Below are 22823 nucleotides of genomic sequence, written 5' to 3'. Positions count from 1 at the left end.
GCACAAGGATTTCCGAAGTTTAATGAAACGCGGCCGGTCGTCCGGCCGTTGTCCGGGCGAACTCGACATCGTGGGTTCTGCCGACCGATCACCGGAAGTCGATGACCGCGTTCGACAGCTAATTTGAGGAGAAACGATCATGCTTCGTGTCAGAACAACGCTCATCGCCATCGCTCTCGCAACCACCGCCCTCTGCGGCGCCGTCTATGCGGCGGATCACCAGGCTGCTCCGGATCAGGTCGCCGCGCAGGACTTCTCCAAGCTGTCGAAGGACGGCTTCAACGCATTCCAGGACATCCGCGAGGCGCGGCTGGCGCTGTTCAACGGCAAGCCCGAGGCGGCGCGCAAGGACGTCAACAAGGCGATGGAGTCGCTCGAGAAGAGCAAGACCGACGACTCGGTGTTTCTGAAGGCCGAGGCCGACATGAAGCTGATCCCGCCGAACGCCGACAAGTCGCAGCAATCCGATCATCAGAGCACGGCCTCGACCACGCCGGTGAAGTGGCTGCCGATCAACGGCACCATCACGGTGCAGGAGGACTACTCGGCCGTACCCGCCAAGGTGGCCGCGATGAAGACCGCGAATTCGCAGCTCAAGGCCGGTAAGCAGAAGGAGGCGCTCGAGACGTTGAAGATGAACGACGTCAACGTCGCGGTCTCGCTCGAAGTTGCTCCGGTCGACGCCACCCTGAAGGGTGTCGATCAGGCGTCCAAGCTGCTCGATGCCGGCAAGTACTACGCGGCTAACGGCGCGCTGATGCAGGTCGAGAACGGCGTCCGCTACTCGGTGGTCGATATCCAGGACAAGGCGCAACCGCATACGGCGGCCAACAGTTCGGCTCCGGCCGCGAAGGCCGCGCCGACCACCAGCGGCCAAGCGAGCGCCAAGCCCGCGGCGGCTAGCCCGTCCGCGACCACGCCGTCGCCGGCAAGCTCGCCGACCCATTGATGATCGTTACGGTCGAAGCGACGGATGATCTCCGGCCGTCGCTTCGGCCGGCCCCGGCAGGCGGCGGCATTTGCAGGGACGCGAATTGCTTCTGCAATGCCGCTGCCGCCGGTCGGGTGAGCGAGGGCAGGTCGCCCCCGCTCGAGGCAGTCGGCCTACTCGGCCGCGACGGCAGGTGAGGCGTGCATCCGCTTGACGTCCGGCGGGGTCGCCTCGTCCACCAGCGCGGCGATGGCTTCGTCGGTGGGCATCACCTTCTGACCCTCGCTGCCGAGCCGGCGGACGGAGACCGAGTGGCTCTCGGCTTCCTTCTTGCCGACCACCAAGAGGGCGGGGACCTTGGCGAGCGAATGCTCGCGCACCTTGAAGTTGATCTTCTCGTTGCGCAGATCGATGTCGGCGCGCAGGCCGGCCTTGCGCAGTGCCGCCAGCACTTTCTTGGCGTAGTCGTCGCCTTCCGACGTAATCGTGGTGACGACGACCTGCACCGGCGCCAGCCAGAGCGGGAAGTTGCCGGCGTAGTGCTCGATCAGGATGCCGGTGAAGCGCTCCATCGAGCCGCAGATCGCGCGATGCACCATCACCGGCGCCTTCTTGGCGCCGTCGGCGTCGATGTAGAACGCGCCGAACCGCTCCGGCAGGTTGAAGTCGACCTGCGTGGTGCCGCACTGCCAGTCGCGGCCGATCGCGTCGCGCAGCACGTATTCGAACTTCGGCCCGTAGAACGCGCCTTCGCCCGGGTTGATCTCGGTCTTGATCCGGTTGCCGCCCTTGGCCTTGATCTCGCTCAGCACCGTGGCCATCACGCGCTCGGCGTGATCCCACATCTCGTCGGTGCCGACGCGCTTCTCGGGGCGGGTCGACAGCTTCACCGTCAGTTCGCCTTCGAAGCCGAAGTCGGAGTAGGTCGACAGGATCAGGTCGTTGATCTTGATGCATTCCTCGGCGAGCTGCGCCTCGGTGCAGAACACATGCGCGTCGTCCTGGGTGAAGCCGCGCACCCGCATCAGGCCGTGCATCGCGCCCGACGGCTCGTAGCGATGCACCACGCCGAACTCGGCCATCCGCAGCGGCAGGTCGCGGTAGCTCTTCAGGCCGTGCTTGAAGATCTGGACGTGGCCCGGGCAGTTCATCGGCTTCAGCGCGAACCAGCGCTTGTCCTCGGCGTCCTCGCCGGCGGACTGCGCTGCGAACATGTTCTCGCGGTACCACTCCCAATGGCCCGAGGTCTCCCACAGCACCTTGTCGAGGATCTGCGGCGCGTTGACCTCGTCGTAGTCGCCGGCGAGGCGGCGGCGCATATAGCCGACCAGCGACTGGAACAGGCTCCAGCCCTTGGCGTGCCAGAACACCACGCCCGGACCTTCCTCCTGGAAGTGGAACAGGTCGAGTTCACGGCCGAGCTTACGGTGGTCGCGCTTCTCGGCTTCCTCGATCTGATGCAGGTAGGCGTCGAGGTCTTCCTGCTTGGCCCAGGCAGTGCCGTAGATGCGGGTCAGCATCGGGTTGTTGCTGTCGCCGCGCCAATAGGCGCCGGCCACCTTCATCAGCTTGAAGGCGGTGCCGATCTTGCCGGTCGACGTCATGTGCGGGCCGCGGCACAGATCGAACCACTCGCCCTGCTTGTAGATCTTGATGGTCTGGTCTTCGGGAATGGCGTCGACCAGCTCGACCTTGAACGCTTCGCCGTTGTCGGCGAACACCTTCTTGGCTTCGTCGCGGGTCCAGACTTCCTTGGTGAACGGTTTGTCGCGCGCGATGATCTCGCGCATCTTCTTCTCGATCGCGGCGAAGTCTTCCGGGGTGAACGGCTCGTTGCGGAAGAAGTCGTAGTAGAAGCCGTTCTCGATGGTCGGGCCGATGGTCACCTGGGTGCCCGGCCACAGGCTCTGCACCGCTTCGGCGAGCACATGGGCGCAGTCGTGCCGGATCAATTCCAGCGCGCGCGAATCGTCACGGGCCACGAAATCGATCGCGGCGTTGTCGTCGATCGGATCGGCGAGATCGGTCAATGCGCCGTTCAGCGCCATCACGACGGTGCGCTTGGCGAGTGAGGGCGAAATGCCCTTAGCGATATCGAGCCCGGTGGTGCCGCGCGGATATTCGCGGGTTTTGCCGTCGGGGAAGGTGATGGTGATCTGGTCCATGGGGGCTACCGGCTTGAGGTTGGAGAGGGTGTATTGGAAGCCGGAGGTGGACGCGGAAGGCTTGTCGCCCGAAAGCTTGTCGCCCGAAGTCTTATCGGTCATCGGAAGGCTCCTCTGGCTCACTCCTGCGTACGAGCGCAGGTAAGCGGAAAGAGGCTGTATAGCAGGGGAATCGGACGATTCAAGGAACCAGGTCCGGTCGCCGGTTCGCAACGGCCGGGCCGATCCCGCGCGTGATGCCCACACGCTTGCGAAATTTTAATGCATCTGCATGAAAATCCTGCTAGCGTTTGCAGGGTGTCCCGCTCGTTCGCCCCCACCGCCCTGATGCTCGGCAATTTCGTCACCGGAACCTCGGTTCTGGCGCCGGCCGGCATGTTGCCGGATCTGGCGTCCGGGCTCGGGGTGACGATCCGTGACGCCGGGCTGCTGATCACCTTCGGGGCGATCGTGCTGTGCATTGGCTCGCCGCTCACCGCTTGGCTGACCAGCCGGATCGATCGCCGGCTGCTCTTGACCACGACGCTGGCGGTGCTGGCGCTCGGCAATCTCGCTTCGGCGTTTGCGCCGAACTATGCGGTGCTGCTGGTGCTGCGGCTGGCGATGCTGTCGGTCGGGGCGCTGTACACGCCGCAGGCCGCCGGCGCGGTGGCGCTGATCGTGCCGGCCGAGAAGCGCGGCGGCACGATGGCCTATGTGTTTCTCGGCTGGTCGCTGGCGGTGGCGCTCGGCGTGCCGCTGGTCACCTTCGCGGCCGATCATGCCGGCTGGCGCGGCGCCTATCTGACGGTGGGCTGCATCGGCCTGATCAGTTTCATTTTGCTGTGGTTGCGATTGCCGGGCGGCTTGACCGCATCGCCGGTGAGTCTGCGCACCTGGGCCGCCGTGGGGCGCAGCCGCCGCATCCTGACGCTGCTCGGGGTATCGTCACTGCAGACCTCCGGGCAGTTCGTGGTGTTCACCTTCTTCGGGCCGCTGCTCACCGGCTTGACCGGCGCCGGGCCGGGGGCGATCGCGTTGGTGTTCGCGATCTACGGCGTCTGCGGCTTCGCCGGCAACGTCATTGCCAGCCGCATCGTCGATGGCTGGGGCGCGTATCGCACCTCGGCGCTGTTCACCTCGCTGATGCTGGCGGGCGTCGCCGGTTGGACCTTCGGGGCCGGGCATTTTGCCGTGATGGCGGCGGCTGTCGCGGTGTGGGGGCTCGGCTTTGCGGCGTCGAATTCGATGCAGCAGGTCCGCCTGGTGACGGCCGATCCGATGCTCGCCGGCGCGACGGTGTCACTCAACACCTCGGTGCTGTATGTCGGCCAGGCCGTTGGTTCGGCGATCGGCGGCGCGCTGTTCGCGGCCGGGCTGCTGCACGTCAACGGTTACGTCTCCACCGCAGTGCTGGGGCTGGCGCTGTGCATGGTGGTGCTTGCGACGCGCGACCGCAACGCTTGAGTGCGCAGAAGCCGCATTTCCTCGCGATCCGCATTCGCACGTAGTTCGCTCCGGTCAGCAGCAGGCGGGTGCCGATCAGCATCGGTGCGCTGGTCGGCGAAGCGTGGGGCGGGATCAGCGCCGCGATCGCAGTGAACAACAGGCAGGTGTGCAGCGCCAGCCTGTGGTGCAGCGGCAGCGCGGAGGCGGGCGGGGCGTCGATCGAACGGGCGGCCATGAGATTCTCCAGGCGGATCCGTGATCGGCGGCGTCATCAGCGCACGCCGATCGCGATGTATCGGGACGTGCGTTGATTGACGTTGAACGCTTACGGCCGGCGGCACCGGCGCAGGACGGCGGGGCACGCGGCCCCGTCGGGGTCTCAGGCGAGTCGCATCGACAGCTCGACATCGCCGGCGAACGGCACAGACAGATAACCGTTCGCCGGATCGCGCACGCGGGCGAGGTAGTCCGGGCAGTGATCGGCATTGTCGGCCACGATCAATGCGCCCGTCGCGAGTCGGCTTTCGAGCCGGTCGAGGACGTCGGCATACAGCGCCTTGGCGCCGTCGAGCAGCACGAGGTCGATGCGATCCGGCAGATCTCTGCTGAGCGTCTGCAGCGCATCGCCTTCGCGGAACTCGACCAGATCGACAAGGTCGCCGGCTTCGAGGTTGGCCTCGGCTCGGACCAGCTTGGCGTGTTCGAACTCGGTGGTGATCAGCCGGCCGCCGCCATTGTCGCGCAGCGCTGCGGCCAGATGCAGTGTCGAAATTCCGAACGAGGTGCCGAACTCGACGATCGTCCGGGCGCGGCAGCTTCGCGCCAGCATGTAGAGCAGCACGCCGGTCTCGGGCGACACCGCCAGCGCATAGTCTTTCAGCCGGCCGTACAAGGTGGCGTAGTCGGTCTTGCTGCGCATCATCTGCATTGTGCCCGGCGGGAGCTGGTCGAGCTGCGGTGGGGCCGCGTCGGCTTCGTCGAACAGCCGCGCCAGCAGCGGTGCCAGCGGTGGGGTGGTGAGGGTGGTCATTCCGAACTCCGAGGAGAGTGGTCCGCGCGATATTGCGCGCTCTCAGAAATACGAATAATTATTCGCATTCGCTAATCGCATTCCCCGAGGGGCCGATGGCCGAACGCCGAAGTGGTTCAATTTTCTCGCGAAAACAGCCGAAACAGGCGCGCTCGACCGAGCTGGTCGCGGCCATTCTGCAAGCCGCTGTTCAGGTTTTGGCGAAGGAGGGCGCGCAGCGTTTCACCACCGCGCGGGTCGCCGACAAGGCCGGCGTCAGCGTCGGTTCGCTGTATCAGTACTTCCCCAACAAGGCCGCGATCCTGTTCAGGCTGCAGAGCGACGAGTGGCGGCAGACCTCGCAGATGCTGTGCGACATTCTGGAGGACCGCAGCGATCCGCCGCCGCAGCGGCTCCGCCGGCTGGTACACGCCTTCATCCGCTCCGAGTGCGAGGAGGCCGAAGTGCGCGGCGCGCTCGACGACGCCGCGCCGCTGTATCGCGACGCGCCGGAAGCCCGCGCGGCGCGCAGCGCGATGGACGGCACCATGGCGGCATTTTTGCTCGAGGCGGCGCCGCACAGCTCAGAGGCCGCACGCCTGCGGGCGGCGGAGCTGATCAGCCGCACGATCGCCGCGCTCGGCAAGGACTTCTCCAGCCGCCCGCGCACGGCGGCCGAGATCACGGCGTATGCCGACGCCGTTGCCGATATGCTGTGCGCTTATCTGAAAACCCTGCGGCGAGGTTGAGATGACAGCGACATCGATGCTCGTGCGGCTGTCGATCGCTTGCGGGACCGCGGCGACGCTCGCCGGCTGCGCGGCGATGCCGGCGCCGACCTGTGTGCCGCCGTCGCGACCGATGCTGAGCGCGGAGCTGGCGTTCGGCCGCAATATCGGCGACCGGCTCGGCGTCAGCGATGCGGAGTTCACGCGCTTCACCGCCGAGGAAATCACCCCGCGGTTTCCGGATGGGCTGACGGTGGTCGACGGCGCTGGGCAGTGGCGCGACAGCGAACGCGGCGCCATCGTCCGCGAGAAAGCCAAGCTGGTGACGCTGGTGTTCGGGGAAGATCCGGCCAAGCGCGTCGCGCTGCGCGAAATCACCGAGGCCTATAAGCAGCGCTTCAAGCAGCAGGCCGTGATGGTGGCGGTGCGGCCGAGCTGCGTCAGCTTCTGAGCGCAGCGGCGGTGCCGCGGTCGGTGATCTGATAATGCGTCGCGCGGGAATCGACCGAGGAGCGTTTCAGCCAGCCGAGCGTGACGAGGTCTTCGAACGGCTTCTGCTCGCGCGTGCCGAACACCTGACGGCGGCCGCCGGTCGTATGGATGTCGCGGATGAGCTTGAAATCGTCGGCGGTCGCCATCGTCGTCTCCAGCCGGGACCGCGCAGCCAGCGCTCCGCACGCTTCAAGTTGTGGAGGTCTTGCGGGCTCGCTTCTTCGGCGCTGCCGGCGGGGCGGCCAGAGCCGCGGCGGCCTGTTCGGCTTCGCGCGCGAGTCGCAGTTCGCGCAGCCGCGCCATGTTCTTGCGCGCGGCAACCGCCTCGCGTTCGATCTCGGCCATCCGTTGTGCGCCGTCCTGCTGCTCGACGAGCTTGCGGCGGGCCCGTTCGATGCTGGTCGGGGAGGGCCCGGTGGTCTTGTTTTCGCTCATATCCGCCTCGTTTCGGTACGCGCGACAAAACCCGCTCGATCGCAAGGATCGAACGGGCCCATCTTCCGTTTCAGTACATCCGTGAAACGGAGACGCTGGATCAAGCCAGCGTGAGGTTCTCGGCGCTGCTCTTGCCGCGCATCTTGTCGACCTTGACTTCGAACGAGACCTTCTGGCCTTCGGCGAGGCCCGACAGTCCGGCGCGCTCAACTGCGCTGATGTGCACGAACACGTCGTTGCTGCCGTCGCTCGGCGCGATGAAGCCAAAACCCTTTTGGCCGTTGAACCACTTTACGGTACCTGTCGTCATTTCCGTTCTCCAAAGCATATCGCCCGCGCCAACATGGCCCGTGACGTTTCAACTAATCGATGACTTTGGGAAGGAGCCCGCGGGCGCATTCAGAAAGGCACAGCGGCTAATCGAATGATCAGCACCGTATAGCATATGCGCCCGGCATACAAGGACTATATTGCCGCGCGCCGTGTGGATGGGCTGCAACCGTACCGATAGAGACAATCGCAGCGTCTTCGCCTATCGGTTAGTTCCGCTTCCACAGCACGCGTTTCACCTCGCTATGCCAAGCTTCATGCTGTCCCACGATCCGATTTTGACCTGGAGTATCGTCGCTCTCGCCACCGCAGGCGTGATCATTCGTCCGCTGCGCTGGCCCGAGGCGGTGTGGGCGGTGGCGGGCGCGCTGGCGCTTGTCGTGCTCGGCCTGCTGTCCTGGCAGGATGCGCTCGCCGGCGTGCGCAACGGCATCGACGTGTATCTGTTTCTGATCGGCATGATGCTGATTGCGGAACTGGCGCAGCGCGAGGGGCTTTTCGATTACCTCGCGGCCTACGCGGTCGAGCACGCCAAGGGCTCGCCGCAACGTTTGTTCCTGCTGGTCTATGCGGTCGGCGTTCTGGTCACGGTGCTGCTGTCCAACGACGCCACCGCGATCGTGCTGACGCCGGCGGTGTACGCCGCGACGCGTGCTGCCGGCGCGACGCCGCTGCCGTATCTGTTCGTCTGCGCCTTCATCGCCAATGCGGCGAGCTTCGTACTGCCGATCTCCAATCCGGCCAATCTCGTGGTGTTCGGCGAACACATGCCGCATCTCGGCGGCTGGCTGCAGCAGTTCACGCTGCCGTCGCTGGCGGCGATCGTCGTCACCTATCTGACGCTACGGTTCGCGCTGAGCCGTGCGCTCGCCGGTCAGACGATCGAAACCCAGGTGGCGACGCCGCATCTGTCGCGCGGCGGCAAGCTCGCCGCGGTGGGTATCGGCGCGATCGCGATCGTGCTGCTCACCGCCTCGGCGCTCGACGTCGCGCTCGGCCTGCCGACCTTCGTCTGTGGTCTCGTCACCACCGCCGCCGTCCTCGCAGTGGCGCGACAATCGCCTGTTCCCTTGCTGAAGGGGGTGTCGTGGAGTGTGGTGCCTTTGGTCGCTGGTCTGTTCGTGATGGTCGAGGCCCTGAGCCGCACCGGGGTGATCGGCGCGCTCGGCGGCCTGCTGCGCGAGGCCGTCGCCGACGCGCCGCGGCTCGGCTCGTGGGTGGCCGGCATCGTCACCGCGATCGCCTGCAACATCGGCAACAACCTGCCGGTCGGCCTCGTCGCCGGCTCGGTCGCGGCCGACAACCACCTGCCGCGCGAGACCATCGCGGCGCTGCTGATCGGCGTCGATCTCGGGCCGAACTTCTCGGTCACCGGTTCGCTCGCCACCATCCTGTGGCTGGTGGTGCTGCGGCGGAACCAGATCGAAGTCACTGCCTGGCGGTTCCTCAAGCTGGGTCTGATCGTGACGCCGCCGGCGTTGATCGCCGCGCTCGCCGCGGCCGTGTGGTGAGCGTAGTGCCGCGCTGATGACGTCGCGCGCCGTTCCAGCACGAGCGCGTGATCGGTTCTGGCGAGGGCAGGGGGGGTATCTATATTCCCAGCATCCTCCGTCGTACCGACCATTCCCGCGTGAGACGTTTTGTGCTGATCCTGTTGGTGTTGCTGGTCGTGCCGATCGCCGTGTCGGCCGGAAAATACTGGGTGGGCGATCGCGGCGTCGATTGGCAGAGTGCCGACCGCTCCAGCGCAGGGCTGTTGCCGCCGGCCGTGCAGCATCCGGACGCGATGGTGCGGGTGTTCGCCGCGCGCACCGTGCGGTGGCGCGGCATCTTCGCGGTGCATAGTTGGATCGTGGTCAAGCCGGCGGGCGCGTCGCGTTACACCCGCTACGACTACACCGCGTGGGGCATGCCGATCCGCGTCAACGGCTTCGTCGCCGATGGTCGCTGGTTCGGTGACGAGCCGCAACTGATCGCGGCGGCCGATGGCGAAGCGGCGGCGGTGATGATCCCGAAGATCGAAGCCGCGGTGAAAGGCTACAGGCTCGCCGCCTATGGCGACTATCGAGCCTGGCCGGGACCGAACTCCAACACCTTCGTCGCCGCGGTGCTGGCGGCGGTGCCGGAGCTGCGAACGACACTGCCGCCCACCGCGATCGGAAAGGACTATCCGTGGGACGGCGATTGGATCGCTGTGACGCCGTCCGGCACCGGCATTCGCGCTACGCTCGGCGGTTATTTCGGGCTGACGCTCGGCTGGATCGAAGGCGTCGAACTCAACGTGCTCGGCGCGGTGCTCGGGCTGGACCTGCGCCGGCCGGCGATCAAGCTGCCGGGGCTCGGCCGGATCGGCCTCAGTCCGGCCTAACCGGCGGATGCGCGTCGCAGCCGCATGACGGGGCATGCTCCGGTGGCGGCGCGTTGACGCCGCGCCAGCGGGCATAGCGCCAGGGCAGATACCAGCGCGCGCCGGGCGGTGTGGCCTGCGGAACTAAGTCGATTCCCGAGGTGCCGAACGGCTGGCAGCGCAGCAGCCGCGCCAGCGTCATCCAGCCGCCGGCCCACAACCCGAACCGGCTGATCGCCTCGTCGCCGTACATCGAGCACGTTGGCCAGTGCCGGCAATTGTAACCGACCAGCGGCGACAGCGTGTGGCGGTACAGCCAGATCAAGCCACGGCCGGCGTTGCGCGGCAGTCGCAGCAGGGCGTCGATCCAGTTAGTTGCGCCAGTTGGTAGTTGCATGAGCAGATGCCGTTTCGACGAGCGGCGCTTTGCCTGGTTCCTTTGCGGGGAACTGCAGCGCACCGACATTTGCGCAACACTTCACCTGAAACTCGCGCCCAGTTGAGCGCAACGCAGCAAAACGCGGTGGTGTTTGGGTCTGAACGAAGTTAGCTTTTTCACAACGGTTCGGTAACAGAGGCGTGACAGATTCGGGTTGGAACTTGTCACGCGGTGCTGCTGGAGACGAGGGAAGCTAGGTTGGAACGCGTGGTTCTCTCCTGTTTGACCGGTTCGGCGCTGTGGCGGGTCGCAGTGCTCGGGCTCGTTCTACTGGGGTTCGCGGCCGACAGCAGCATTCCCGTCACGGCAGGCGCCGCGAGTCTCGAAGCCCGGCGGCAGCCGATGAAGTTCGGCTGGGTCGCCTGCGATCCGGATTGCGGCGGCTGGATCAGCGCCGTCGGCATCGTCACCACCGACACCCCCAAGGATTTCGAGGACTTCGCCCGCGACCGCAATCTGACCGGCGCGACCGTGGTTTTGGATTCGAGCGGCGGCTCGGTCAACGACGCGATCACGCTGGGGCGGCGCTGGCGCAAGCTGGGGCTGGCGACCACGGTCGGGACCAGCGTGCCGGCGGCGTCGCCGCTCGGCAACCGGCCGCGGATCGACGGCAAAGCCTATTGCGAATCCATGTGCGTGTTCCTGCTGTTGTCCGGGCAGGCCCGATACGTGCCGGAAGGCGCCCGCGTCCGGGTGCATCAGATATGGATGGGGGACCGCGCCGAGGATGCGCGTGGCGCCAGCTACACCGCGCAGGACATGTCGATCGTCGAACGCGACATCGGCCGGCTGGCTAAGTTCACCTTCGAGATGGGCGGCACCGGCGATCTTCTGTCGCTCGCGCTCAGCGTGCCGCCGTGGGAAGATCTGCACGAATTGTCGCGGGCCGAGCTGCAAGATACCAATCTGATCACCACACAGGCGATCGCCGATCTGTTGCCCGGGCTCGGCAGCGAACCGGCCAGGACGGTTGCCTCGACCATGCCGAAGCCGGTGCAGGACCGGTTCGCGTCCCAGCCGGCCCCTGCCACCAAGACCGCCGAAGCGCTGCCCACCGGCGGCACGGCCGCCGCGCAGCCGGGGCACTGATCCCGAAACGTCATTCCGGGCGCGCGAAGCGCGAACCCGGAATCCCGAGATTGTTGTGCGTTGTTTTTCACAACGTCGAGATTCCGGGTTCGCGAGCTGCGCTCGCGCCCCGGAATGACGCTTGTGGTTCGAGATCGTTGGGGCTGAAGAGCCTCCGCCGAGCAGCGATTTAAGCCGTCGCCTTGGCGCCGTCGCGCTCGGCTTCGATCTGGCCGATCGCGTCGACCACGGCGTCGAAGGTCAGCAGCGTCGAGGCATGGCGGGCCTTGTAGTCGCGGACCGGCTCCAGCATCGCGATGTCGGCCCATTTGCCGTCGGGCGGAGCGCCGTTCTCTTTCAGCATCTTGCGCACGGTCTCGCGCAACGCTCTGAGTTCGTTCGCGCTCGAGCCGACCACATGGCTCGCCATGATGGACGACGAGGCCTGGCCGAGCGCGCAGGCCTTCACGATGTGGGCGAAGTCGGTGACGGTGTCGCCGTCCATTTTGAGGTCGATCGTCACCGTGGAGCCGCACAATTTCGAATGCGCGGTCGCGCTGGCGTCGGGATGCTCCAGTCGTCCGATCCGCGGAATATTACCGGCCAGTTCGATGATGCGCTTGTTGTAGACGTCGTTGAGCATGCCGCGAATTCCGTGCCGGCGCTCGACACGCCGGTCGCCCGGAGGCGGCGACCTTGGCGGTTCCGGCTTGTCGTCTTATATAGGAAGCGTGGCTTTCGAAATGAAGCCTCACCGTGCGGCCGACTCTGCCGCGCGGAGGTTGCGAGCCGAAATCGGTCAGACACTTGGCCGGTCGGGCTCGCCGAAGGGATCAAGACGACCGGCTGTTGTCCGCCCGTCTGCCCGGTGACACATCCGGCCCCCGAAGGCCGGTCGAACGGAGAGAAGATGGACGCCAAAATCAAGCCGATCCGCGGCAACATGCCGGCCGAGGGCCGCCCCGACTTCCAGCCCGCCGAGCTCGACCCGTCCGAGTTCCTTGAAGTTGCGGTGCAGCCCGACCAGCCACGCCCGTCGCGCGCCGAAGCCGAGGCCGCGGTGAAGACGCTGCTGTCCTATATCGGCGAGAACACCGATCGAGAGGGGCTGGTCGACACCCCGCGCCGGGTGGTCGAAGCCTATGACGAGTTGTTCCAGGGCTATCATCAGTGCCCGAAGGAAGTGCTGGAGCGCACCTTCGGCGAAACCGCCGGCTACGACGACTTCGTCCTGGTCCGCAACATCAGCTTCACCTCGCATTGCGAGCACCATGTGATGCCGTTCTACGGCAAGGCGCACATCGCCTATACGCCGGTGGAGCGCGTGGTCGGGCTGTCGAAGCTGGCGCGACTGGTCGATATTTTCGGCCGCAGGCTGCAGACCCAGGAGCATCTCACCGCGCAGATCGCCGCAGCGATCGACGAGGTGCTGAAGCCGCGCGGCGTCGCCGTACTGATCGAAGCCGAGCACACCTGCATGTCGGTGCGCGGCATCGCCAAGAAGGGCGCCACCACCTTCACCAGCCGCTACACCGGCGTGTTCCGCGACAATCCGGCGGAGCAGGCGCGGTTCATGACGATGGTCAGGGACCGCGGCTAACACGCGAATCCTGCAAGGCAATTCAATCGTGTCCAGTGAAACGCGTTCAACTTCTTCACCCGTTGTAGCCGATGACATCGAGGAAGGCGTTGTACTGCGCCCGAAATTCGATTCGCACGGGCTCGTCACCTGCGTCGCCACCGACGCGCGGACCGGCGACGTGCTGATGGTCGCGTTCATGAACGACGAAGCGCTCGATCGCACCATCCAGACCGGCGAGGCTTGGTACTACAGCCGCTCGCGCAAGCGGCTGTGGAAGAAGGGCGAAACCTCCGGTCACGTCCAGAAGGTGCTGGAGATGCGGGTCGACTGCGATCAGGACGCGGTGTGGATCAAGGTCGATCAGACCGGCGGCGCGGCCTGCCACACCGGCCGACACTCCTGCTTCTATCGGCGCATCGACCGCGGCGGCGACGGCGTGCCGGTGCTGATCGAAACCGACGGCGAGCGGAAGTTCGACCCGGACAAGGTCTACGGCAAGTAGCCGAGCGGATCAGGCGAGCCGGCTGGCGATCTCGCGCTGCTGTTGCACCAGGTCTGGACCGGCCTTCGCGTCGGTCGGGTCGGCGATGCTGTCGATGTAGTCCATCGCCGCGGATCGCAATTCGCCGTCCTTGAGGCTGATCACGCCCGACAGCGTCTGAATATTCATCGAGCGGATGTTGTAGTTGGTCCAGGCGCTCTGCTGTTGCTTGCTGCCCGGAGCGCTGGAGCCTTTTTCCTTGTTGTAGAGCTCCAGGGCGGCGTTGGCCGCCTTCAGCGAATTGAGCCCGGCGATCGCTTTCAATTCCTTGGCGAGATCGGGATTGTCCGCGAAGAACTTCTCGATCTTTTCTTTCCACGGCCCTTCGGTGGTGACCTTGCCGAACTTGTCGACCTGCAGCCGGACCGCCTCGTCGAGATTGACGTTCATGCCCTTGAATGCGTCGGTCAGCTTGGCGGTCAAGGCGTCGGTGCGCTGCAGCAACATCTCGTCGAACGACAAGGAAAGCTTGGCGGTGGCCGCCTTGTCGGCATTGGCCTTGTCGAGGATCGCCTGGGCGCGCTCGGACAATTGCACCGTATCGGTGGACGCGGGGGTCGACTGACCAGCCGCCGTTCCGGAGCGGTTGGCGCCAGTACCGGCGGCGCCGGCCTGCAGGAGATTCGTCGTCTGCGCCCAGCTCGATGTCGCGGTGGAAGAATTGGCGATCGCGGTCATGGCAGCCTCGCGCGTCCGAGTCCGGGAAGAATCTCCAGACGACCACCAGGAATAGAACCAACTGCCGAGTTAAGACAAAGTTAAACGCCGGCTGTTCGGGCCGACACCGCTCACGCTTGGCTGCTTTAACTCCTCGTTAACCATGATTGCTCAAGGTTGCTCACGGTGGAATGGGCGCTTCCGCGCGCGAGTGGCGCATTGGAGCGGGGCAGGGCGATGGCGGCTGAGGTCTCAAATCCGGCGGTGATGATCGTCGATCCGGCGCGGACCAAGGTCGCCGGCGCGATCAAGCAGGCTGCTGGCCAGACTGGCACCAGCTTTCAGTATCTGCTCGCCACCGCCAAGATGGAATCGGACTTCAACCCGAACGCCCAGGCCAGCACCTCGTCGGCGCAAGGCCTGTTTCAGTTCATCGAGCAGACCTGGCTCGGCACCGTGAAGGAAGCCGGCGCCCAGTTCGGCTACGGCCAGTATGCGGATTCCATCACCCGCTCGGCTTCCGGCAGCTACTCGGTCAGCGACCCGTCGGCGCGCGCGGCGATCATGAATCTGCGCAACGACCCGGTGGTGTCGTCGGCGATGGCCGGCGTGCTGACGCAATCGAACAGTTTCAAGCTGACCGGCGAGATCGGGCGTCGTCCGTCGGACGCTGAACTGTACATGGCGCATTTCATGGGCGTGGCCGGTGCCGCCAAGCTGATCAACGCTGCGAGCGACACGCCGAACGTCGCCGGCGCCGCGCTGTTTCCGTCCGCCGCCGCCGCCAACCAGTCGATCTTCTACGACCGATCAGGCAACGCCCGCAGCGTCTCGGAAGTGTATTCGAATCTGACCTCGCGCTATCAGGCCGCCGCCAATGCGCCGGCGACCCAGAGCGCGATCGCGTCCGTTGCCGGCCTGCCGGTGACGCTGGCCTCGGCCGCGCCGCCGGCGCCGGTCGACAACGCTGCGTATCTGGCGAGCTTCCCGGACGTGCGCAACGTGACGCCCGCCCAGGCCGGCGATGCGGCGCGGACTGCCACGCAGCGCGGTAATGAACCGATCTTCCGCTCGCTGTTCCTCGGCGGCGACCGCGCCGAGCCGGTCTCGCCGGCGGTGCAGTCGTTGTGGACGTCGCCGCCGCAGAGCCAGATCCAACCGCAAACCCAAACCCAGACGCCGGATCTGTCGCGCACCCCGGAAGTGCGCAAGCCGTCTCCGCTCGATCTGTTCAGCGACCGCAACGGTACGTTCGCGAGCTGAGCGCTGGTTAGCCGTTCCGCTTCCGGCGGCTGCGTTGATGTTGCACCGAGTTGAGAAAATCCTTGTCGGCCTCGATCCGCTTTTCCAGATAGCCGACGACGGCTTTGATCCGCGCGACGTGCAGCAGGTCCTCGTGAACTGACAGCCAGACGTCGCGGGTGGTGAAGAGCTCGGGCATCACCGGCATCAGCTCGGTGTTGCCCGCCGCCACGTAGGACGGCAGCATTGCGATGCCTTGCCCGGCCGAGACGGCGATCGACTGCGCCACCAGGCTGGTGCTGCGAAACACCGTGTGCGGCGGTCGCAGCACGTCGGACAACCAGCGGTTCTCCTTGCTGTAGATGTAGTCCTCGATGAAATCGATGAAGGCGTGGGTCTCCAGCTCCTTCACCGTCGTCGGGGGACTGCGTCCGGCGAAATACGCATCGGTGGCGTACAGCGAGATTCTGAATTCGCCGACCTTCTTGATCGACAACCGTTTGCCGTGCGGCCGGAAGAAGCTGACGAAGACGTCGGCCTCGCGCCGGCTGAGGTCGAGCAGCCGCGTATCGGTGATCAGCTCGATCTGGATCGACGGGTAGATCCGGTTGAAGTCGGCGATACAGCGCGTCAGATAGAAGCTGCCGATCCCTTCCATCGCGGCGATCCGCACCGCGCCGCCGGCGTCCGCAGTGTCGGTCCCGATCGCTTCGACGATGGAGTTCGCTTGGCTTTCCATGCTTTCGGCGTATTGCAGCAGCCGCATGCCGATTTCGGTCAGCGTGAAGCCCGCCTTGCTGCGCTTGAACAGCGTCGAATTCAGGCTGCGTTCCAGTTCGCGGATGCGGCGGCTGACGGTGGTGTGATCGACCTTCAGCTTGGCGGCGGCGCGCACCAGACTGCGTTGCCGAGCCACCTCGAGGAAGTAGACGACATCGTTCCAGTCGTAGCGGATCTTGCGCTGAGCCTTGGCCACCGTCTCCTGCCGTCCCGCGGGCCGACCGGCGCTGCTGCGCCGGTCCCGCACCTTGATCGGCCGGTCACTGGTCAAGTGGGCTAGGCCGCGACGATCGGAGCGTAAGTCTCCACCAGGCGGTTTGCAAACATGTCGACCTTCGGGATCATCAGCTTCTGCCGGCAGACCGCCAGATCGATGTGCTTGGGCATCACCGCGCCGAGCTTCATCACCCGGGGCGCGGCGATATTGATGTCCCATTGCGGAAAGCCGGTCGGCGGGATGACGACGCTGCCGCCGGGGTAGGGGCTGTCGACCCGGTTGGCGAGCACGACCGCCACACGGTTGTCCTCGGCGCGCGGCACGGCGAGCAGCTCGCGCTCGAACGGCTCGCGCAGCGCCGCCGGCCACAGGATGATGTCGGCCGCGCCGATCCCGAGGCTGCGCGAGGTCTCGGGAAACACCGCGTCATAGCCCGACATCACGCCGATCCGTCCGAACTGTGTGTCGAACACCGGATAGTCGTGGCCGGCGACCGCCCATTTGCGCTCCTCGGCGGTGAGATGCGTCTTGCGATAGCGGCCGATCTCCTTGCCGTCCGGCCCGACCAGCACCGTGGTGACGTAGAGGCCGGCGGCGGCGCGCTCGACGATCGGCGCCGCAATCAGGCAGCCGTAGCGGGCTGCGATCTTGGACACCGCGGCGAGGTTCGCTGCGGCCTCGTCGGCCGCCGCCGCTGCTTCGGCCGGCGTCAGGATGTACTGCGCGCTGAAGGCGTATTCGGGCAGCGTGATCACCTTGGCGCCGAGCTTGGCGGTGTGGTCGACCATGTCGAGCACGTCGGCGACGCTGCAGTTCTCCGTGACGTGGATCTGCACCGCCGCGACCTTGGTGACCGATTGCGACGGGATCAGCGGGCGGTCGGCGATGCCGGCGACCGGCGTCTTCTCATAGGGCAATGCCATGATGCCGTAGGTCTCGGGGCGGCGATCGGCGATCTTGTCGTTGGCGGTGTAGATCGACTTGTCGGCCGCGGCGTCGAGGTCGATCGTGGCGATCGACAGGCCGTGGGTGTCGTAAGGCACCTTCGACAGCACGCGTCCCTTCGGATCGACGATCATGCTGCCGCCCGGATAGTAGATCGAGCGCTCGTACCCGGCCTTGGTGGCGGCGACCAGCCAGACGCCGTTCTCGTAGGAGCGCGCCGGACCCCACATGTCGGCCTGGTCCATCGCGAAGAAATTCGCCATGTCGACGATCACTTCGGCGCCCTGCATTGTCATGGCGCGGAAGATCTCGGGGATGCGGCCGTCGAAGCAGATCAGCAGGCCGATCTTGCCGAGGTCGGTGTCGACCACCGGGCAGCCGCGCTCACCGAACGCGAACCAGTTCTGGTCGTGGGTGGCGAGGAACTGCTTGTGATAGTGGCAGGCAACCTCGCCGTTGCGGTCGAACATGATGCCGGTGTTGAAGATCTTCTGTTTGGCCGGATCCCATTCGGTGATGCCGCTGGCGATGTAGACGCCGTGCTTGCGGCTGAGAGCCGCGAGCGCCTTGACGAACGGGCCGTCGGTCAGCGTTTCGGCGAGTTCGCGGCAATGCTCGGGCGAGTCGAACAGATAGCCGGTGTCCATGCATTCCGGGAACACGATCAGCTCGGCGCCCTGGCGGACCGCGTCCTCGACGTAAGCCGTCGCCAGCGCGATGTTGAAATCGAAATCGCCCAACTTGGCGAGTGTCTGCACCGCAGCGGCGCGAAACCGGCGCTTCGTCATGTCAGTCTCCAGATTGTAGGGTTGGTTTGATCGATCGGAAGCCGGCTCAGCCGGCGCCGGTCATTTCTTGACTTCCTGCCAGAAGCGATCGAGGCAGTGGCGCTTGAGCGCCATGAACGCATCGCCGGTGGTCACTTCGAGATTGCGCGGCCACGGCAGATCGATGTCGACGATCTCGGCGACCTTGGTCGGCCGCCGGGTCAGCAGCACCACCTTGTCGGCCTGTTCGATCGCCTCGTCGAGGTCGTGCGACACCAGCAGCATCGTAGTCTTGGTCTTCATGAAGATCTTCTGTAGCTGCTCGCGCATCGACATCGTCATCTCGTAGTCGAGCGCCGAGAACGGCTCGTCGAGAAACAGCACCTCCGGCTCGGTCACCAGCGCGCGCAGGATCGACACCGTCTGCTGCTGACCGCCCGACAGCGTGTAGGGATAGGCGTTCAGATCGATCCGGATCTCGAACTCCGCCAGCAGCTTCTCGATCCGCCGGTTGCGCTCGGCTCGCGGCACGCCCATCACCTTGAGCGGGTAGTGGATGTTGTCGATCGCCTTGAGCCACGGAAACAGCGCCTCGCGATAGTTCTGGAACACGTAGGAGATCCGCGTCTCGGCGATGCGCTGGCCGTCGTACAGCACCTCGCCGGAGTCCATCGGCATCAGCCCCGACACCATGTTGATCAGCGTGCTCTTGCCGCAGCCGTTGGGGCCGAAGATCGAGATGAAGTGCCCGAGCGGCAGCTCCATCTCGAAATCGTCGTAGACCACCGCGTCGTTGAAGGTCTTGCGCAGGCCGCGGATCGTCATCAGCGCCTGCCGTCCGCCCGGCCGCGCAGACGGCGCGGACGAATCCACCGCGGTCATGGCCGGCCGGGCCCTGGAGACGCTGCTGCTGTTCATTCGCCGAGCTCCGCCTTGGTCAGCAGCTTCTCGCGGACGTTCAGCGGCCCGGCCATCACGCCTTCCTTGATGAAGATGTCGACCAGCGCCTGGTAGGACTTGATGTCGGTGTCGTCGAGCTCCTTGAAGCCGCGCAAGTAAGGCTGCGCCACGAGGTCGAGCTGATCGGCCTTGATCGCCGTGTAGTGCGGCAGCACCGCCTTGTACTTGGCGAAGTCGGCGTTCACCAGGTCGGTGGCCTGATCGATCACCGCGACCACGCGCTTGGCGACGTCGGGGCGCTCCTGCAGAAACTTGGCGGTCATCACCGAGGCGCCGGAATAGAACGGGTCGGCAATCACCACCGAGCACGGATTGGTCATCGCGCGCTTGGCCTTGCCGGACGCCACCGCGATCGAGCCGACCGGCTCCAGCGACAGCGTGGCGTCGACCGTGCCGCCGACCACTGCCGGCACCTGCATGGCGACCGCGAGATCGACCAGCTTGACGTCCTTGTCCGGATCGAGGCCGGCGGCGCGCACCATGTGACGGGAGATCGTTCGCCACTGGATGCCGGGGACGTGGCCGAGCGTCTTGCCCTTCAGGTCGGCGAACGACTTGATGGTGCTGTCCGGCTTGACGATCAGCCCGTCGTTGATCCGGTCGACTTTGATGCCGCCGCCCTGCAGCCCGAAGACCTTCAGCTTGCCGGGGAATTTCGACTCCGCGATCATCGCGATGCCGGCGGCGGCGCCGGGCGGTCCGAAATCCGCGCGGCCGGCGATCAGCGCGTCGATGATCTGGTTCGGCGACTCCATCTTGTTGGAGTCGATCTCGATGCAGGCCTTCTCGAATAGCTTCTGGTCGAGCGCGACGTAGTAGGCGGTGGTCTGCATGATCGGCAGCCAGGCCGCCGTCACCTTGTCCATCTTGTCGCAGGCCGCCTGCGCGCCGCTCGTGGCGGAAAGGGTGGCCGTCACCGCGGCGGCGAACAGAAGTGATTTCGACATCGTTGTCTCCTTGTGAACGGGGGCAGCGGGGCGGGTCATTTGCCCGACCAGTGGATGATCGAGCGCTCGAGAAACAGCAGGATCAGATTGAGGCCGTAGCCCATCGCGCCGGCGATCAGGATCGAGCCGTACATGTCGGTGAGCGAGTACGAGATCTGCGCGTCGATGATGCGGTGGCCCATGCCGTCGGTGGCGCCGATGAACATCTCGGCGACGATGATCACCACCAGCGCCAGCGACACCGCGGTACGCAGCCCGATGAAGGTCTGCGGCAGGGTCTCGAAGAAGATCACGTCGCGGAAGATGCGGAGCGAGGAGGCGCCCATCGAACGGGCGGCGAGGATTCGGGTCTGCCGCGCGTTCATCACGCCGTAGGCGACGTTGAACACGATCACCAGCCAGGCGGCGAACGCCGCCACCGCGATCTTGGCGAGGTCGCCGAGCCCGAACAGCAGCAGGAACAGCGGGAACATCGCGGTCGCCGGCGTCGAGCGGAAGAAGTCGACGATGAACTCGACCGAGCGATACACCGCCGCCTTGGCGCCGAGCACGATGCCGATCGGCACGCCGGCGACGATTGCGATCGCGATCGAATAGGCGACGCGGACCATCGTGTACCAGAAATCCTTGGTCATGCTGCCGGACCAGATCGCGGCTGCGGTGTCGCGCAGGGTGTCGGTGGGCGAGGGCAGCAGGTCCTTGTTGACCCAGCCGGCGCGCGCCGCGATCCACCAGACGCCGAACAGCAGCAGCGGGCCGATCGCGAGCTCAGTGGCGCGCCGCAGCCGCGCCGTGGCGGCTTTCGAGATCACTGACTGCACAACTATCTCCGGATGGTTGGGCTGATGTGTTGGTGGGCCCATCATCGCCGAGCGGAGCGGGCTGAAAAGGACGAATTGTGCAACGCAATGTGCAAAAATGCATATCCAACCGGTCACGGCTGGCGATTAATTTGTAATCATACACTGTCGCGTTTGTGGGCGGCCGCCATCGTCCGGCGTCCGGCGTCCGGCGATGTGCTGGATCGACCATGATCGCGTACTAACAACCCCGCGTGCGGATGCCGTGGCCGGCGGGCCGCTCCGCTGGTGCGGAGGGCCGTGGCTGCTGGCGGAATTGAAGGAGCGGAGGCGCGCGGCCGCGCCTCACTCGGTCAGAATGGCCGGATACAGCGTCTTCCAGAACGCGCAGTGGTGCTGTGCTGCGGCGTCGAACGGGCCGAGCTGGCCGGGCGTGAGATTGAGCACCTGGGTGTCGCCGGTGAACTGCGGCCACGCCGGGGCGCCGTGTGCGGACGGCGTGCCCTTCTTGGCGAAGCTGGTCCAGTACGCCACCATCTGGTCGGCCAGTGCCTGCGAGGCCGGCTTCAGATCGGGGCCGGCCAGCGCGCGGGTGTTGTCGTAATGCGGGAACAGATACGGCAGTTCGGAGGAATGCACCGCGCCCATCTCGAAGCCCGGATCGGCGGTGACCGGCGGCGCGTCGCGGTCGCCGAACACGAATTCGTACACCGGCACCGATTTGCGCAGCAGCTTGGCGGTCTGCAGATAGATGCAGTTGTTGATGCCGACATCGGCGCGGAAGTCCGACCATGCCGTGCCGAGCGCGCTCGGCGCCGACGTGTAGTTCGCCAGCGGGTACTGGGCCAGCACCTTGTCGGTGTGCTCGCCATACACCGCCTTGAGCTGGTCGGCGTAGGTGTCCGCGGTGATCTTGTCGCCGGCCTGCACCGCATAGGCGACGTAGAGCCGGAGTTCGTCGCGGGTGCCGCCATTGATCATCGGCACCTTGACGAATTTGCCGGCGGGCAGCGCCTCGGCGCCCGGCAGCGGCACGGTCTTGGCGCCGATCACCGGCAGGAAGGTGACGATGCTGGAGCCGGCCACCTTGGTGCCGGCGTCGAGCAGTTCGTCCACACTCTTACCGCGCAGACAGGACAGCGCCGTCGCATTGTCGCTGCAGCCGGCTTGCGCGGCGACTTTCTCGCCGACCTTGTTGCCGTCGGCGACGCTCGGCAGCGGGGTGACGCAGCCGGCGCTCTGCACGATCGCCTTGTTGAACAGGCCCGCGGTCTCGTCCGGCGCCAGGATGTGCATGCAGACGCTGGCGCCGCCGGCGGATTCGCCGGCCAGCGTGACGTTGTCCGGATCGCCGCCGAACGCGGCGATGTTCTGCTTCACCCAGCGCAGCGCCAGCCGCTGATCCTCCAGGCCGTAGCCGCCATTGTGATCGGCATCGAACGCCGGATGCGCGGTGAAGCCGAACACGCCGAGCCGGTAGTTCATCGACACCACCAAGACGTCGCCCTGGCGCGCCAGATGGTCGAGCGGATACAGCGCGCTGGAGCCGCCGACGAAGGCGCCGCCGTGAACCCACACGATCACCGCGCGCTTGCGCGCGGGCTCGCTCGCCGGCGCGGTGACGTTGAGATACAGGCAGTCCTCGTTGTTACTTGATTCCGGAATGCCGTAGCGCTTGGCCTGCGGGCAGGCGCTGCCATAGGCGGTGGCGTCGCGCGTGCCCTGCCACGGCGCGGCCGGCTGCGGCAGCGCAAAGCGCAATTCGCCGACCGGCGGCTTGGCATAGGGGATGCCCTTGAACTCCCGCACGCCGTCGTGGACCGCGCCGCGCACCGTGCCGAGCGTGGTCGTCACCAGCGCCGGATCGCTGGTGGTTTCGGCTGCGACCGCAGCGGTCGACCATCCCGTGCCGACAAGGAGCAGGGCCATCGCCAGCGTTTGCGGGCGTATCGTTCGGGCGATGTCGGGCAAGGCGATCCTCCGGGATGACGCGGCTGCAATGTCCGCTGCCGT

The 22823-nt window shown here is 66.0% G+C and carries 25 protein-coding genes; 11 read left to right on the top strand and 14 right to left on the bottom strand.

Annotated elements, in window-relative coordinates; genetic code table 11:
- Window positions 1–139: 139 nt before the first annotated feature.
- A complete protein-coding gene (locus M9H71_RS00460) occupies window positions 140–949 on the top strand; it encodes a YfdX family protein (RefSeq protein WP_455403160.1) in 810 nt (269 codons plus the stop codon).
- A gap of 155 nt (window positions 950–1104) precedes the next feature.
- On the opposite strand, the gene thrS is transcribed toward M9H71_RS00460, so the two are convergent.
- A complete protein-coding gene (gene thrS / locus M9H71_RS00455) occupies window positions 1105–3198 on the bottom strand; it encodes a threonine--tRNA ligase (protein ID WP_455403159.1) in 2094 nt (697 codons plus the stop codon).
- Window positions 3199–3423: 225 nt separating this feature from the next.
- Here thrS and M9H71_RS00450 point away from each other — a divergent pair, with 225 nt between their 5' ends.
- Both M9H71_RS00450 and M9H71_RS00445 read left to right on the top strand, forming a co-directional pair.
- Complete coding sequence (locus M9H71_RS00450) at window positions 3424–4542, top strand: MFS transporter (protein ID WP_455403444.1); 1119 nt, start codon at window positions 3424–3426, stop codon at window positions 4540–4542.
- A 68-nt stretch (window positions 4543–4610) separates the two neighbouring features.
- Window positions 4611–4835 (top strand): hypothetical protein, encoded by a 225-nt coding sequence (locus M9H71_RS00445; protein ID WP_455403158.1) that lies wholly within the window; start codon window positions 4611–4613, stop codon window positions 4833–4835.
- Window positions 4836–4903: 68 nt separating this feature from the next.
- Here the strand turns inward: M9H71_RS00445 and M9H71_RS00440 are convergent, their stop codons facing one another.
- Complete coding sequence (locus tag M9H71_RS00440) at window positions 4904–5554, bottom strand: O-methyltransferase (RefSeq protein ID WP_455403157.1); 651 nt, start codon at window positions 5552–5554, stop codon at window positions 4904–4906.
- Between the two features lie 95 nt (window positions 5555–5649).
- Here M9H71_RS00440 and M9H71_RS00435 point away from each other — a divergent pair, with 95 nt between their 5' ends.
- Together M9H71_RS00435 and M9H71_RS00430 are read left to right on the top strand one after the other, a co-directional pair.
- Window positions 5650–6282, top strand: a complete 633-nt coding sequence (locus M9H71_RS00435; RefSeq protein ID WP_455403156.1) for a TetR family transcriptional regulator — start codon at window positions 5650–5652, stop codon at window positions 6280–6282.
- Between the two features lies 1 nt (window position 6283).
- Window positions 6284–6712 carry a DUF3574 domain-containing protein gene (locus M9H71_RS00430; protein ID WP_455403155.1) on the top strand — a complete coding sequence of 143 codons (429 nt, stop codon included), beginning with the start codon at window positions 6284–6286 and terminating at the stop codon, window positions 6710–6712.
- Here M9H71_RS00430 and M9H71_RS00425 read toward each other — a convergent pair.
- The 3 genes from M9H71_RS00425 to M9H71_RS00415 form a co-directional block, all read right to left on the bottom strand.
- Window positions 6702–6899 carry a TenA/THI-4 family protein gene (locus M9H71_RS00425; RefSeq protein ID WP_455403154.1) on the bottom strand — a complete coding sequence of 66 codons (198 nt, stop codon included), beginning with the start codon at window positions 6897–6899 and terminating at the stop codon, window positions 6702–6704. The two genes, M9H71_RS00430 and M9H71_RS00425, sit on opposite strands and share 11 nt — an antisense overlap.
- A 43-nt stretch (window positions 6900–6942) precedes the next feature.
- Complete coding sequence (locus tag M9H71_RS00420) at window positions 6943–7188, bottom strand: transcriptional regulator (protein WP_455403153.1); 246 nt, start codon at window positions 7186–7188, stop codon at window positions 6943–6945.
- Window positions 7189–7288: 100 nt separating this feature from the next.
- Window positions 7289–7498, bottom strand: coding sequence for a cold-shock protein (locus M9H71_RS00415; RefSeq protein ID WP_455403152.1), 210 nt, complete (start codon window positions 7496–7498; stop codon window positions 7289–7291).
- Between the two features lie 277 nt (window positions 7499–7775).
- Between M9H71_RS00415 and M9H71_RS00410 the strand changes: the two genes are divergently transcribed.
- On the top strand, window positions 7776–9029 hold the full coding sequence (locus M9H71_RS00410; protein ID WP_455403151.1) for an arsenic transporter: 1254 nt from the start codon (window positions 7776–7778) through the stop codon (window positions 9027–9029).
- Window positions 9030–9148: 119 nt separating this feature from the next.
- Entirely contained in the window at window positions 9149–9886 is a 738-nt protein-coding gene (locus M9H71_RS00405; RefSeq protein WP_455403150.1) for a DUF3750 domain-containing protein, read from the top strand.
- Here the strand turns inward: M9H71_RS00405 and yidD are convergent.
- Window positions 9873–10262, bottom strand: a complete 390-nt coding sequence (gene yidD / locus M9H71_RS00400) for a membrane protein insertion efficiency factor YidD (RefSeq protein ID WP_455403149.1) — start codon at window positions 10260–10262, stop codon at window positions 9873–9875. The genes M9H71_RS00405 and yidD overlap by 14 nt on opposite strands.
- Before the next feature lie 240 nt (window positions 10263–10502).
- On the opposite strand from yidD, the gene M9H71_RS00395 reads away from it, so the two are divergent.
- On the top strand, window positions 10503–11393 hold the full coding sequence (locus M9H71_RS00395) for a hypothetical protein (protein WP_455403148.1): 891 nt from the start codon (window positions 10503–10505) through the stop codon (window positions 11391–11393).
- Window positions 11394–11562: 169 nt separating this feature from the next.
- Here M9H71_RS00395 and M9H71_RS00390 read toward each other — a convergent pair whose 3' ends face one another.
- Window positions 11563–12015 (bottom strand): iron-sulfur cluster assembly scaffold protein, encoded by a 453-nt coding sequence (locus tag M9H71_RS00390; RefSeq protein ID WP_455403147.1) that lies wholly within the window; start codon window positions 12013–12015, stop codon window positions 11563–11565.
- 267 nt (window positions 12016–12282) lie between these two features.
- Between M9H71_RS00390 and folE the strand changes: the two genes are divergently transcribed.
- Window positions 12283–12972, top strand: a complete 690-nt coding sequence (folE, locus tag M9H71_RS00385; RefSeq protein ID WP_455403146.1) for a GTP cyclohydrolase I FolE — start codon at window positions 12283–12285, stop codon at window positions 12970–12972.
- Between the two features lie 28 nt (window positions 12973–13000).
- Complete coding sequence (gene hisI, locus M9H71_RS00380) at window positions 13001–13456, top strand: phosphoribosyl-AMP cyclohydrolase (protein WP_455403145.1); 456 nt, start codon at window positions 13001–13003, stop codon at window positions 13454–13456.
- Window positions 13457–13465: 9 nt separating this feature from the next.
- Here hisI and M9H71_RS00375 read toward each other — a convergent pair whose 3' ends face one another.
- Window positions 13466–14173 carry a hypothetical protein gene (locus tag M9H71_RS00375; RefSeq protein ID WP_455403144.1) on the bottom strand — a complete coding sequence of 236 codons (708 nt, stop codon included), beginning with the start codon at window positions 14171–14173 and terminating at the stop codon, window positions 13466–13468.
- Window positions 14174–14389: 216 nt separating this feature from the next.
- Between M9H71_RS00375 and M9H71_RS00370 the strand changes: the two genes are divergently transcribed.
- Window positions 14390–15415, top strand: a complete 1026-nt coding sequence (locus tag M9H71_RS00370; protein WP_455403143.1) for a transglycosylase SLT domain-containing protein — start codon at window positions 14390–14392, stop codon at window positions 15413–15415.
- 7 nt (window positions 15416–15422) lie between these two features.
- Here M9H71_RS00370 and M9H71_RS00365 read toward each other — a convergent pair whose 3' ends face one another.
- The 6 genes from M9H71_RS00365 to M9H71_RS00340 all read right to left on the bottom strand — a co-directional run bounded on the left by M9H71_RS00365 (window position 15423) and on the right by M9H71_RS00340 (window position 22781).
- A complete protein-coding gene (locus tag M9H71_RS00365; protein WP_455403142.1) occupies window positions 15423–16370 on the bottom strand; it encodes a LysR family transcriptional regulator in 948 nt (315 codons plus the stop codon).
- Between the two features lie 80 nt (window positions 16371–16450).
- Window positions 16451–18124: a carbon-nitrogen hydrolase family protein gene (locus tag M9H71_RS00360; protein WP_455403141.1), complete on the bottom strand. Its 1674-nt coding sequence runs from the start codon at window positions 18122–18124 to the stop codon at window positions 16451–16453.
- 60 nt (window positions 18125–18184) lie between these two features.
- Window positions 18185–19021: an ABC transporter ATP-binding protein gene (locus M9H71_RS00355; RefSeq protein WP_455403140.1), complete on the bottom strand. Its 837-nt coding sequence runs from the start codon at window positions 19019–19021 to the stop codon at window positions 18185–18187.
- A complete protein-coding gene (locus tag M9H71_RS00350) occupies window positions 19018–20010 on the bottom strand; it encodes an ABC transporter substrate-binding protein (protein WP_455403139.1) in 993 nt (330 codons plus the stop codon). The genes M9H71_RS00355 and M9H71_RS00350 overlap by 4 nt, the downstream gene beginning before the upstream one ends.
- A gap of 35 nt (window positions 20011–20045) precedes the next feature.
- Window positions 20046–20831, bottom strand: a complete 786-nt coding sequence (locus M9H71_RS00345) for an ABC transporter permease (RefSeq protein ID WP_455403138.1) — start codon at window positions 20829–20831, stop codon at window positions 20046–20048.
- A gap of 324 nt (window positions 20832–21155) precedes the next feature.
- Window positions 21156–22781 carry a carboxylesterase/lipase family protein gene (locus tag M9H71_RS00340; protein WP_455403137.1) on the bottom strand — a complete coding sequence of 542 codons (1626 nt, stop codon included), beginning with the start codon at window positions 22779–22781 and terminating at the stop codon, window positions 21156–21158.
- Between the last annotated feature and the right edge of the window lie 42 nt (window positions 22782–22823).

The sequence above is a fragment of the Rhodopseudomonas parapalustris genome (assembly GCF_053772255.1).
This window is presented reverse-complemented; position numbering and strand designations above follow the sequence as displayed.